Consider the following 13,193-nt stretch of genomic DNA (forward strand, 5'->3'; position numbering starts at 1 on the left):
AATTCAACAAAAATTTGTGAAACAATTTTCGTGAATTCCGGCTTATTGCTTGTAGCTAAACACTTCTGTCTCAGCCTCTACTTACTCATTCTTATTATAAGGAATCATATTCTTCTCTATAAGTATCTCGAAATTCCTTTGGTGTAATTCCGTTAAGCTTCTTAAACATTTTTGAGAAATAATTCGTATTATTGTACCCAATTACCTCTGAAATTTCATTGATCGTTTGCTGTGTATGGAGTAATAAATGTTGAGCTTTCTTTATTCGAACAAGATTCAGATATTGATTGAAGCTCAGCTCCGTCTCTTTTTTGAATAACTGGCCTAGATAGACCACACTTAAATGCAAGGATTCAGCTGCTGATTTCAGAGAGATTTCTTCTGTGTAGTCATTATTGATGATATCGATAGCATGCTGAACAGTTTCAGAATAGCGCTTTTGATTGGTCTGCTCTTTAGTTTTCTCCAAAATCCGATCAAATAAACGACGTAATTCAACGATCGTATTGCCCTTTCTGATATCCGCAATTATCGTTTCATAATCTTCTGAGGACAACGCTGAAGACTGACGATAAATATCGGTAAACAGTAAGAAGGAAATGTACTTCACCTGTTCCGGGTCCGCCTGTGCTGCCAAAAGCTGATCGAATATTTTATCCAATTCTTGGCGAATCGTTTTAATATCACCGATCATCAATGCTTTATTAAACGAAAGAAATGGCAGTTCTCCTTCTTTATTGACTGTGTCTACCTTTAAAATTCTTTCATGAGGCAAAAGATCTGGATAAAAGGCTTGTAAAGACTGAACCTGTTTGATTTTTTCATAGCTTTTATATAGACTTTCCCATTCCTCAATCGTTTCGCCTACAATCATCTGCCAGTGCTCTCCAGAAAAATGATGCTCAAGCTCTCGAACCAACAGCAATAGCTGTTGACGATTCCCACTATAAATAAGAATCAGCTGATTCTCACTAAACCTGCCGTAAACAGCCATTTGCTGGCCCCGATTCAAGAAATACTCTGCCACTGCCTCTAATAATTCTTTTTCTCCACTAAATAATAGAGGGGTATAAGGCGGCAATGTACTTGATGAAAATTGTTTCAATAATCCTTCAAATTCACCATCATTCAATTCATCATTCAACCAGAGGATCAATCCTGTTTCCCTATAAAACTCTTTCTGCTCTTTTTGCTGCTGCCATTTTTCCAGCTCAGTGTGAATTTCCAGTACACTCTTTTTCAACTCTTCCTTATTGACCGGCTTCACTAAATAATTTTTAACCCCCAGCTGCATTCCCTTTTTCACAAACTCAAATTCCTGATAACCAGACAGAATGATCGTAAAAAAGTCCTTCGTTTGCTGCTGTGCCAATTTGACTAGTTCAATCCCACTCATTTCCGGCATATTGATATCGGTTATCAGCAGATCGATTTCATGATTTTCAAGATAAGCCAATGCTTCGGTTGCACTCTTGGCAGTGTGGACCACCTCAAATCCCAGCTCTGCCCAATTGACAATCATCTTGAGTCCTTCCAAGATCATATACTCATCATCTACAAACATCGTTTTGTACTTTGTCACTTTAGCAGCACCTCCTCAGCCAGTACAATAGTTACCTTGAACCCTTGCCATAGTGTAGATTCAAGCTGTATCTGATACGCCTCGCCATAGAATCCCCTCAACCGTTCATGAACATTTTTCAAGCCAATTGAGTTTTGAAGCTCTACTTCACGATCTGCCAGTTTTCCTTGGATTGCGCTCAGCTGCTTTCCATCAATTCCTTTACCATTATCTGATACCTGAATATAGATTTTCCCTGCTGTTCGATACGCCTTGATACTGATTGCATTATCATTCCGTCCATAGTCGATGCCATGAACAAAATAGTTTTCCACAAGAGGCTGTATCGCAAACTTAGGAATAACCAATTCCTTCAAGCTTTCTTCGATCGTCACGATATAAGCAATTTTATCGGGATAGCGCATTTGATACAAGTACACATATTTTTCACAAAAATCCAGTTCTTGCTGTAATGTCGTCGTTTTTTCCTGAGTCGTATTATTTCGCAATAAAGCAGAAAAAGCGTATACGACATCTGCCAGCTCTTCCTGCTGACGACTGAGCGCATACATTCGAATATACTCCAACGTATTATAAAGAAAGTGTGGGTTGATCTGAGACTGCAGCGCACGCATGTGGGCATCCCGCTGTTTGATTTCCAAGGTGTAAATGTCCTCGATGTAGTCATTGATGCTGACAGTCATCTGATTGATGGATTCAGCAATTTCCTTCAACTCTTGCTGGACATTTGTTGTATCGATCTGCTCCTTGAAATTCCCCTGACTGACCCTTTTCGTTGCCTTCACGATATTTCGTACTTGAGAAGAGTAACGCTTGAAGGTTCTATGCAATACCAGCAACAGCATCGCAATAATCAGAAACCCAAAAAAGAAAATCATCCCTGCAAAAGAAAGAATTTCCTTCCAAATCACCTGTTTACTTAGCAATACTAAAATCGTTCGATCCTCACGACTTTCGATTTCCTTGACATAATAATCCTTTTCCAAAGAACCGAGAGGAACCTGTCTACCCTGCTGCATTTGTTCATCTAACACTGTCAGCTCTTTTTCAGTCATCCGCGAACTGTTACTGTACAGTCGTTGACCATTACTAGAATAGATAAAGCTGTTGATCCCTTTTTGAAGGTTATCATTTCCTTGTGTTCCCAGTACCATCGAATCATCAAAGGCTACAAATAACTGACCCACAACCTGTGTCAGATTACCGGGACTATAAATAGAGCGAATCAAGTACAGACTTTCATCCATACTCACACTACTCCCTTGAACCTCTACTCCTTGTGGGCGTGCCTTTGTTGCTTTTAAATAATGATTGCTTTCTTCCAAACGAATTGCAATTTCTGTGATTTCCCCATGAGCATTGAATAAACGCGATAACGTCGTAGGAACAAAAATATTTTCCCCAGTTGTCCGATACACCTCATTTGTATAATCGAAATATTCAGCTGGACTTAAATTCAAATAATTCCTTAATGTCTCAAACTGCCGATCAGAATTGGTAAACTCTCCCAATATATCTGTCATCAAACTGCTTTTTTCTTGTGTGTAATTGTCCAGTTGAACCCCTGTGTTTTCCACCATCTGCCAACTACTGTGAAATCGTTCAATGCCGGTATAAATACTTAGTGTAACCATAATAAAAACAGACACTAGAACGAGCAAAATGCTATACAGCTGCATCAATTGATTGATCAAAAAATCTCTTTTAAAAAAAGCCGATAGTTTAGCCTTCATAGGTTAGCTTTCCGTCAATCAGCTCACGATTTTTTCGGCTGGCAAAAGACGCCCAGAGTACCATCAAACTGAAGCTGCCAAATAAAAGCAGACCTTTCATGCTGAGGGTAAACAGCACGATCCCTACCAAACCAATAATGATTTTTAAAAATACACCGAAATTCAGGAAAATACTGACGAACGAAAGCTTCAGTAGATTTACCAGACTCAACTCATAATTTGATTCATTGATCACCATATAAAGATAATAGACGAACAACAGCAGACCGACAAAAATCAAAACAAAATCAATAATCAGCCAAAGAAGCCCCTGTATACCTGTTGAAAGATAAAAATTATAGCTAATAAGTGCCAGTAATGCTAAAAACAGATAAAAATGAATGTTGCCTTTGATGAAATTAACTTTCCAGCGCTCAAACGCAAGTCGCCAAGTTGATTCTCGGTAGTTCAACTCATTTTCTTGAATCAAGTCACTAATAGTTTGAAAAGCGGGACCAATCCCAAAAAGCACACCTCCTAAAAGTGTCAATCCTACAAACATTAAATTAAGCTTTACAATTGCCCATATCATTGAAAAGCCCTTATCCAATCCTGAACTGATCATCTTTTTTCCTCCTCTTATTTTGTTACTATGTTTATTATAGCGATACGAAATTGTTTGACAACATTTTCAGATTATGTAGAAAGAGGCTGGGACAATTCAGTGTTGATATTGTCCCGACCTCTAGAAGAAGCCACTTGCTCCCTTTAGTTTAAATTATTCACTTGCTTCACGAAATTCATCAAATTGTTTCTGCATTTCGTCACCGACCTTATCCCAGCCAGCTGTTTTTAAATCAGCCAACAACTTAGGAATGTTTTCCTCCGGATCGATCGTTCCTGTTGCCAGGCTGGATTTGTAACGATTCATCACGTTCGCAATGTTTGTGATCTCTGTTTTCACACTATCGGTCTTGAAATTAAAACCTAAGATTGGAGATGCTTCAGAGTCCGCAATGTTTTCATCACGTTCCTGGATCATTTCATCTGTGATTGTATCCTGTGTATAAAGAATCAAGTTATTTCCTGTGTTCCAAGCAGCCATGTGATTGTTTGGTTTGTAACCATCCAACAGCTTGATTTTGTTGTCTTCGTCTTCAAGTTTCTCCCATGCTTCTCCTTCAACGCCATAAACCAGACCATTTAGAAGCTCAGGATCACTATTCAAAAGACCTAAGAATTCCATTGATTTTTCTTTATTTTTAGAGACGTTGGAAATAACAAAGTTTGCCATTTGTGCCTGTGCAGTTGATTTCAGCGGTGTTGTAATCGGACGTGAAACCAGTTCTTGACCGGCAGCATTTGTTAGAATTGTATCGCCGTAATCCATTGGTCCCTGTGTTTCTTCACGCATAAACCAAGTGTTGCCTTCCAACGGGAAGCCGGTTGTATTCGTCGCTGCATCTGTTGGGATCAAACCAGCATTATACCATTTGTGCATCAATTTGAATTTCTCCATTTGATCCTTGTCTGCATATTGATTGACGATTTTTGTTGTATCACCATCCAGCTTCACTGCAAATGGGTATTCTTTCCCAATGACATAGTCAAAATCTCCGGACATTTCAAATGTCTGACCAATTGCAAAAGCTGGGATATTCGGTTCATTTTCATGGAAAGTTGTCAGTGCCTTTTCTGCATCAGCATAAGAGTTGATTGAGCTGATATCGATATCGTATTTATCCAGATACTGCTTATTGAAGGTCAGCATCTGTTGCGCATAGATATTCCCATTGACAGGAAACGCATAGAGCTTTCCATCAATTGTATTTCCTTTGATATACGCTTCATCCAATTGTTCATAAGCTTCCTTAGCATATTCCGGTGCAAGCTCTGTCAAATCAGCATAGGCGCCTTTTTGTGCATTCGCCACATAATCAGAGGCAAAGGATAAGTCATAATTTTCACCGGAAGCAATGATCGTACTCATTTTCTGATTCCAATCGCCCCAGCTGATGTACTGCAGATCGATCTTCACATTGATTTTTTCTTCAATTTGTTTATTAGCGATTTCCATCAACTCATCGTAGTTCTCAGGCTTATCCCCTACCTGATACATCAATAAAGTTGTCACACCATCTGAGTCAGAGCTCCCAGAACCACTGTCATTCGACCCACAAGCTGTAAGGCCAATAGTCAATGCTGCTGCACTTGTTAATACTGCTGCTTTTTTCCACGTTTTCATTTGTATTCCTCCTATATTAATCCTATTAAATAAATGACAATTACTGCTAATTCCTTTGCTATATACATCGTGCAAAGATCACTTTTCGTGTAATGAATCTCTAACAAGATACATACAGATATAAATCCTATGCTCCTGTTGATCCATAAAATTATCGTTTCCATATCATTCCATAAAAGGTTCTTATACAAGCAGTGCGGGAGTCTTTCCACGAGTAGAAAATGGAACAGTCCCTATATGTTTATTCTTTGACTCCACCAATAGTTAGTCCGCCTACAAAATATCTTTGGAAGAACGGATAAGTCACTGCGATCGGAAGTGTCGAAACTACAACGATTGCCATACGAGCAGATTCACTAGGCAAAGCTGCCAATCCACCTTGAACCTGAGCTGCCATACCTGTACTTTTTGCCAGATAATCCAAATTGTTCTGGATACGCATAAGCAATGCCTGTAATGGAATCAAAGAATCTTTTTGAATATATAGTAATGCATTGAACCAGTCATTCCAGTACCCTAATGCCGCAAAAAGGCTGATTGTCGCAATCCCAGGCACAGCTAACGGTAAAACGATCGACATAAATATCCGCATCTCGCTTGCTCCATCGATTCGAGCAGATTCAATGATACTATCCGGAACAGTCTTTTTAAAGAAGGTCCGCATCACAAGTATATTGAAAGGCCCCAAGGCTAATGGAAGAATCAATGCCCATATCGTATCCTTCAGCTGCAGCAGGTTGGTCATAACCAAATAGTTGGCAACCATCCCCGGTGAAAACAGCATCGTGATCAAAGCCACTAGCGTAAAGAAACGACGAAATGGAAAATTAGATCGTGAGATAGCGTACGCATAAAGTGATGTCATCGTTGCGTTGAGCAGTGTCCCGAAAACTGTGACAAAAACTGTGACGCCAAACGCCTGAAAAATTTTGCTGCTCATTTGCCCACTGAACAAATAGGTATATGCTGCAGTAGAGAATTCCCCCGGCCAGAATCGGTACCCCTGTTCTGCCAATGATGTTTCACTGGTCAAAGAGATCACAATCACGAAGAAAAACGGCAGAATACAAGAGATGGCAAAAAGTGCAATCACCACATTAAAAATCAAGTTGACCGTCGGATTAAACGAACGGACTTCAACTTTTTTTACTTTTTTCTTATTCATGTCAAAGCCCCCCTAAAATAATGCTGAATCCGGTTCAAGCTTACGAACAACAAAGTTCGCTGCCAACAGCAGACAGGCACCAACTACTGACTGATACAAACCAGCCGCTGCAGTCATTCCCAAGTCTCCCGTAGCGGTCAACCCATTATAAATATACGTATCCAATACTGAAGTTACCTGATAGAGTGCACCGGAATTCTTCGGTACTTGGAAGAACAAACCAAAGTCTGCTCGGAAGATTCCGCCGATATTCATGATCAAAAGAACTGTCATCATTGGAATCAGCTGTGGAATCGTTACATTCTTGATTTGCTGCCACTTGCTGGCACCATCCACCATAGCTGCTTCGTAGTATGTAGGATCGATCCCCATGACTGAAGCATAATAGATAATACTATTGTAACCAAGACTCTTCCAGACATTCAGCACGACGAAAATCAACGGCCACCATTTTGGATCAGCATACCAATTGATTGCTTCCCCTCCACCATTCGTTATCCACTGGTTCAAGATCCCTTTATCAGGACTCAAGAAAGCATAAACGAAATACGAGATAACTACCCAAGAGAGAAAATACGGCAGTAATGACATCGTATGGTAGACCTTGACTGCTTTTTTGTTTCGTAATTCACTCATGATAATGGCGAATGCGATTGCAAAAAACAGGTTGAATGCCAAAAAGACAATATTATACAGCAATGTATTTCTTGTGATCAGCCAAGCATCACTGGAGGCAAATAAGAACTTGAAGTTCTCAAAGCCTACCCAAGGGCTGTTTTTAAGACTTGCCAGAAATCCGTCCGGCGAAATATGAAAATCTTTAAACGCTACTACATTTGCCAGCACTGGTATGTAGAAGAAGAATATAAACCAGATAAATCCCGGTAATGCCATCAAAATAAGTGCTTTAAATTGCCAGACCTTCTGCCAGAACCCTTTTTTTCTTTTCTTCATTTCTTTCGCTCCTTTCATCTATATAAATCTTGCTAAATAAACAAGAGCTGCTATTCTTTCCTTTAATTAACCAGAAGCAAAGGACCCCGTTCATAAGCAGCAGGACTCAACAAGATCTATATAAAGGATAACGCTTTCAATGAGTAGACATAAGAAACAAACTATAGGTCTTTCGAAACAAATTAAAGATGTTGATATATCAATCAGATAAATAAGTATTTTTTTACAGGCAATCACTTTAAATGGCACTTAAAAGAAGATACGCATCTTTTGTTGATTTCTATTTTGATTGCTGCTGCTTTTCCCATTCAAATATTATCTACAATTTTAGGATTGGGAACAAGTAAAAAAGTCGAAATATACTGGAAATCTCACTTAACTTCCATATATCTCGACTTATTTCTAAAAAATAGAATACTTACATATCTACAGGTCTCACACTGCTTCCAGCTTTAAAAAGGCTTGTTTTCATGATATGAGTCTTTTCGTTCAGCAATTACTCCACCGTGAATCCATTTGCTTCTGACACAGTTTTAAACCAGTGACCTGACTTTTTGATTGTGCGTTTGCCATCCTCTGCCAAATCAACAGAGATGAATCCGTAACGATTTTTATATGCATTCAGCCATGACCAGTTATCCATACAGGTCCACATATGATAGCCTAAACAGTTTGCGCCTTCTTGAATAGCCTGATGTACATACTTCAGATGCTCGGTGACAAACTCGATACGGTAGTCATCTTCAATCATCCCCTCTGCATTCAAGAAGCGCTGCTCATCCTCGACACCCATGCCATTCTCTGAAATATAGCAGCGAATATTTCCATAGTTGTCTCGCAAATTGATTAGAATATCATAAATACCCTTTTCATAAATTTCCCAGCCGCGGTACGGATTGATCCGCTTTTCAGGCCAGTCATAATAATCAAAATAATCTTCCGGCAGTGGTCCATTGCTATGATCGATTGGTGTTTCCTTTGCTTTTACACGACGAGGTTGATAATAATTTACCCCAAGAACATCAACGGTATTTGCTTTGATGGTTTTCAGGTCTTCTTCCTGATAGTCAGGTAAAATTTCCAGTTCCTTGCAAATCTCTATCAATTCCTTTGGAAACTCTCCTTTTACTGCCGGGTCAAGAAATGAACGATTGAAAAATGCATCCGCAATCACTGAGGCCTTCACATCCTTTGGATCATTCTCATCCCTTGGATAGCTCGGTGTCAGATTCAAAATGATGCCGATTTCTCCATCAAGCCCCATTTCACGATACGCTTTCACAGCCAATGCATTCGACAGTGCTTCGTGAAAACCAACCTGAACTGCATGCTCCAGATTGATTTCTGCCGGATAATGCTGCTGGTATAGGTAACCCATTTCTACAGGAACGATAGGCTCATTATGGGTAAACCAGTGCTTTACTCGATCCCCAAATAGTTGGAAGCAGGTTTTTGCATAATGAACGTATGCTTCAACAGTCCCACGATCCAGCCATCCGCCCTTCTCTTGTAAAGGCATCGGCATGTCAAAATGATACAGATTGATGAATGGCTCAATTCCATTTGCAATCAATTCATTGATATACTCATTATAGAAATCAACAGCCTGTTGATTTATTTCACCTGTCCCTTCTGGAAACAAGCGGCTCCACTGAATAGAGGTCCGGAAGCTGTTGTGTCCGGTTTCCTTCATCAGTTGAACATCCTCTTTGTATTTCGTGTAGAGCTGAGAGGTTTTTTCAGGACCAACCCCATTAAAAAATTTTTCAGGTGCAATCTCATACCAGTGATCCCAAATATTTTTTCCTTTGCCGTCTCCTGGAATTGTTCCTTCTGTCTGAAGTCCACTGGCCGCAGATCCCCACCAGAAGCCTTGAGGAAATTGATAAGTTGTCATTGTGCTCCTCCTTGTTTTGACACTGAATACTTGTTCTTTTTGAATCAGCTTTATTTTAGCAGAACTTTCTTATTCCTACACTAAAAAACCTTTTTGATTCGCTGCATCTTTTCCCAGCAGCAAACTGCCAATGATCCCGCTTTGATTCGGTAAAGCCCAACGAACAATGTATTCATTCACTTCCGGTGTCTCCATGTATCCAGCCATCTGTTCAGTAAACTGCTGGCGAATTTTTTGGAGTAAATGTTCTTGATTCATCACACCACCGCCCAAAATGATTTTTTCAGGGGCCAAAGTCAATGTATAATTCATCAAGGCCTGGGCAATGTAGTACGCTTGTATCCCCCATATGGGATGATCCTCAGGTAGTTCCTGACCCTTGATTCCTGTTCGAGCCTCTAAGGAAGGCCCTGCTGCCAGCCCTTCCAAACAATCTCCGTGGTAGGGACATGTGCCTTCATAATCATCTGATGGATGGCGCTTAACTCGAATATGCCCCATTTCCGGATGACCGTTCCCTTGAAAAATCTCTCCATTCACTACTACACCGGCACCAATTCCAGTTCCTACTGTTAGATAAATACAACTTGTTTTTCCTTTTGCAGCCCCTTGCTTTAATTCGCCATAGGCCGCGGCATTCACATCTGTTGTCCATGCAAAAGGAATCTTATACCGCTCTTTCAAACTCCCTAAAAAATCAAAATCCGTCCAGCCTTTTTTAGGTGTTGCCAGAATATAGCCATAGCTCTCTTTAGCAGGATCGACGCCAATCGGGCCGAATGAGCCGACACCCATGGCGACCAGCGAATATCGATCAAAAAAGACAAATATCTGTGCTAAGGTTTCCTGTGGTGTCGTTGTTGGAATGGCAATCTGATCAATAATTGTCATTTGATCATCAGCAACTGCACAAATCATTTTTGTACCGCCAGCTTCAACTGCTCCAAAATACATTATTTTTCCTCCTCAAAACCAACAGTCCGAATCTCATATGGTTGTAATTGCTCAGAAATTTTCTGTTCTTGAGGTTCCTCCAACAGATTCAGTAATTGTAAAGTGAACCCATCTTTTGCCACAGTCACATCTACTGGATCTGCTGCCAAATTATATCCTCGCAGAACAAGCTGATTGTCGGATTTACGACGTTTCAATGCTGTTGCTGCAAAGGTTGCACCTTCCACAGTCAAAAATTGATTTGCAGCAGCAACTGTTCCAGTCTGATGAGCCAGTTGCTCTGTCACAAACGGAACTTGTAAGCTTTGTGCATGTCGATAAGTTTCAAACCGTGTCTCAGGTGTTCCATGGCATTCGATTGAATAATTAAAGGCATGCTGACCTAAGCATTGCGCTTCAGGTGTCGGGAACCAGCCCCAATCCCCTAGCTCTCCGGTACAGCGAAGGAGCGTTAAGGCAATCGTATCATCGATGATCTCATATTCATTCAAGCCAAAATTAGACACTGTCACACCGAGCGCCTCATCATGAAGGTTGACAAAGGCATGCTGATGTTGAGCATTCGTAGGATTTTCCCAATGACTGGATACTTTATTTGGGCGAGTCACAGCTTCATAAATACTATCGGCTTCATGTGTATCCGTTTGAATGTTAGTTGGAAACAACGCGCGCAGACGATGGTCCTTCACTTGATTATCAATAGTCGTTTCAAAACCTACATGCTTATTCATTCTATCCAAGGTAATCACTGTTCGAATCGTGAATGGCACCAGCTCTTTTGAACGCTGTGCCTTACGGTAGCGAAAATCGATCACGGCTTTTTGTTCCTCTTCCAATCGTTCATCTGCTGACTTAGGCACTTCTAACGTGTGCGTCAGGCAAATTTTTCCAATGATGTCAGTATTTTCAATGACTTCAATAGCATGAGGGAAATCTGTTGAAAGAATCGCTTGGTCCCCTTCCGGCTGCTTGAAAATGTACTCATTGGCAATATCTCCTACATCCTCAAACACTAATAAATTCTCTAGCGCTTTCCCGGTCTCTTTATCAAGCAACGTCAAGCTGCCTTTTTCATTGATCGTCACTTTTACAGCTTCGTTTTCTAAAATCCTGCCGTCATTAGACACCAGATATTCTTTTTCCGTACGTGCATCTCCTTCAACAAGAGCCAGCGTTTCCCAGGAGAACTCTGCCATATCAGATATCTCTACAGTAACTGTGACGAAGCGCTTCATGTGGGGAATGCGGAATGCATCTTTAGGTAGATCATAATCAAACAAAACTTCTTCTGTACTGATTACTGCATTGACGACCTTACCAGATGGATCAACAACATGATAGCTTTTTGAAGGTCGCTCTTTTAATTCTTGATACAGCTTTGCAGGAAGACCTTCTTTAAACGTTTTTCGTTCCAGTTCGATTTCCACTGTCGCGATACCGGATCGTTTCATGCCAGCTGTATTGAAAATCACAAACGGCTTACTATCCTCTGGAAATGCCGATGTATCCATCGCTTCTGTCATTCTTCTTACGGCTTCTTCGGCTACATATTTTCCGACTTCATTCGCTTTTTCAAATCGAGGCATCATCTCTCTATGAACTTCATCGAGGGAACAGCCGCAAATACTATCATGAGGATGGTTTTGCATCAACGTTTTCCAAGCATAATCCAGCATGTCATGGTCATAATGCCCTGTCAGCTCATAGGCCATCGATGCTAAAGGTTCACTGATATTTTCCAACTGTCTGGAAACTCGTGTATTCCATTGCTTTAAATAGACTCTGGAAGAAGCTGTATTTGCTAAGGTATACCAGCCATCTGTCTCCTGGCTAGTCAGCTCTCCAGTGATTGTTCCGATATCTTCCGGCAAATTCTTTTGAACAGCCTCAAGATACTCTGTAAACCCGGCATGAATAAACTCATACTCCGGGAACAGCCTGTTCGCTGTGCGAATCGCTTCTGTCACATCTTTTTGGACAGGCTGGTGATCCACTCCATTCATCATCAAGTAATGATTGGTTGAACCAAATTTTTCAACATCAGCCAATTTTTGATCCCAAAAGGCTTTTGCTTCTTCTTCGTCGACAGGGATCTCATTACCGTTTGAGTACCAGTTCGCGAACAATAGACCGAAAATTTTACTGCCATCCGGCCCTTCCCAAAGCATCTCAGAATATTGAGAAGTAAAATGATCATCTGCTAGTACTTCATTGTCGAAGCCAATTGGTTTTACTCCCCGACCATAAGCGGCACTTTCCAGTCCAGCCTGCAGCATCATCTGTGGTGTTTGTCCCATGTTCCCAAAAGTATCAGGGAAGTAGCCCAGAGCAACTGGCGTACCCCACTTTTTACTTTCCTCCATCCCAATCAACATATTCCGTGTGTTGGATTCAGAGCTGATCAGAAAATCGTCCTGTAAAATATAAAATGGACCGATTTGAAGCTTCCCTTCATCAATAGCTCTTTGAACAGCTGCCCGTTTTTCTGGTCGAACCTGTAAATAATCATCTAAAATAATAGTCTGACCGTCTAAGTGAAAGCTTTTGAATGACGGATCTGTTTCAAATAATTCCAACAGATCATCCATCAATTCAACCAGACGCATATGATGCTGTTCATAGGGCATATACCATTCACGATCCCAATGACTGTGGGATACGATATAGACTTTTTTCTTCATGTG

Annotated in this window: 9 protein-coding genes; all 9 read right to left on the minus strand. The window is 40.6% G+C overall.

The annotated features are described in order from the left end of the window. Positions 1-94 precede the first annotated feature (94 nt). Positions 95-1,564, minus strand: coding sequence for a response regulator transcription factor (locus I6N96_RS02730; protein ID WP_209556213.1), 1,470 nt, complete (start codon positions 1,562-1,564; stop codon positions 95-97). A 14-nt stretch (positions 1,565-1,578) separates the two neighbouring features. Then, positions 1,579-3,315, minus strand: coding sequence for a sensor histidine kinase (locus I6N96_RS02735; RefSeq protein ID WP_209555960.1), 1,737 nt, complete (start codon positions 3,313-3,315; stop codon positions 1,579-1,581). Continuing rightward, positions 3,305-3,919 carry a YesL family protein gene (locus I6N96_RS02740; protein ID WP_209555961.1) on the minus strand — a complete coding sequence of 205 codons (615 nt, stop codon included), beginning with the start codon at positions 3,917-3,919 and terminating at the stop codon, positions 3,305-3,307. The genes I6N96_RS02735 and I6N96_RS02740 overlap by 11 nt, the downstream gene beginning before the upstream one ends. Positions 3,920-4,072: 153 nt before the next feature. After that, a complete protein-coding gene (locus I6N96_RS02745) occupies positions 4,073-5,539 on the minus strand; it encodes an ABC transporter substrate-binding protein (RefSeq protein WP_209555962.1) in 1,467 nt (488 codons plus the stop codon). A gap of 241 nt (positions 5,540-5,780) precedes the next feature. Beyond that, positions 5,781-6,704 carry a carbohydrate ABC transporter permease gene (locus I6N96_RS02750; RefSeq protein WP_209555963.1) on the minus strand — a complete coding sequence of 308 codons (924 nt, stop codon included), beginning with the start codon at positions 6,702-6,704 and terminating at the stop codon, positions 5,781-5,783. A 12-nt stretch (positions 6,705-6,716) separates the two neighbouring features. After that, on the minus strand, positions 6,717-7,676 hold the full coding sequence (locus tag I6N96_RS02755; protein ID WP_209555964.1) for an ABC transporter permease: 960 nt from the start codon (positions 7,674-7,676) through the stop codon (positions 6,717-6,719). A gap of 478 nt (positions 7,677-8,154) precedes the next feature. Next, a complete protein-coding gene (locus tag I6N96_RS02760; RefSeq protein ID WP_209555965.1) occupies positions 8,155-9,555 on the minus strand; it encodes a glycoside hydrolase family 1 protein in 1,401 nt (466 codons plus the stop codon). A gap of 75 nt (positions 9,556-9,630) precedes the next feature. Beyond that, positions 9,631-10,509 (minus strand): ROK family protein, encoded by an 879-nt coding sequence (locus I6N96_RS02765; RefSeq protein WP_209555966.1) that lies wholly within the window; start codon positions 10,507-10,509, stop codon positions 9,631-9,633. Beyond that, positions 10,509-13,190 carry an alpha-mannosidase gene (locus I6N96_RS02770; protein ID WP_209555967.1) on the minus strand — a complete coding sequence of 894 codons (2,682 nt, stop codon included), beginning with the start codon at positions 13,188-13,190 and terminating at the stop codon, positions 10,509-10,511. Before I6N96_RS02770 ends, I6N96_RS02765 begins: the two co-directional genes overlap by 1 nt. Positions 13,191-13,193: the final 3 nt, after the last annotated feature.

Origin of the sequence: Enterococcus larvae, assembly GCF_017830045.1 — a bacterium.
Classification (GTDB): Bacteria; Bacillota; Bacilli; order Lactobacillales; family Enterococcaceae; genus Enterococcus_L; species Enterococcus_L larvae.

Bases quoted from the DNA above. Each gene is read 5' to 3' on its own strand.
- I6N96_RS02730 (WP_209556213.1), bottom strand. From the start codon at position 1,564: ATGTTTGTAGATGATGAGTATATGATCTTGGAAGGACTCAAGATGATT.
- I6N96_RS02735 (WP_209555960.1), bottom strand. From the start codon at position 3,315: ATGAAGGCTAAACTATCGGCTTTTTTTAAAAGAGATTTTTTGATCAAT.
- I6N96_RS02740 (WP_209555961.1), bottom strand. From the start codon at position 3,919: ATGATCAGTTCAGGATTGGATAAGGGCTTTTCAATGATATGGGCAATT.
- I6N96_RS02745 (WP_209555962.1), bottom strand. From the start codon at position 5,539: ATGAAAACGTGGAAAAAAGCAGCAGTATTAACAAGTGCAGCAGCATTG.
- I6N96_RS02750 (WP_209555963.1), bottom strand. From the start codon at position 6,704: ATGAATAAGAAAAAAGTAAAAAAAGTTGAAGTCCGTTCGTTTAATCCG.
- I6N96_RS02755 (WP_209555964.1), bottom strand. From the start codon at position 7,676: ATGAAAGGAGCGAAAGAAATGAAGAAAAGAAAAAAAGGGTTCTGGCAG.
- I6N96_RS02760 (WP_209555965.1), bottom strand. From the start codon at position 9,555: ATGACAACTTATCAATTTCCTCAAGGCTTCTGGTGGGGATCTGCGGCC.
- I6N96_RS02765 (WP_209555966.1), bottom strand. From the start codon at position 10,509: ATGTATTTTGGAGCAGTTGAAGCTGGCGGTACAAAAATGATTTGTGCA.
- I6N96_RS02770 (WP_209555967.1), bottom strand. From the start codon at position 13,190: ATGAAGAAAAAAGTCTATATCGTATCCCACAGTCATTGGGATCGTGAA.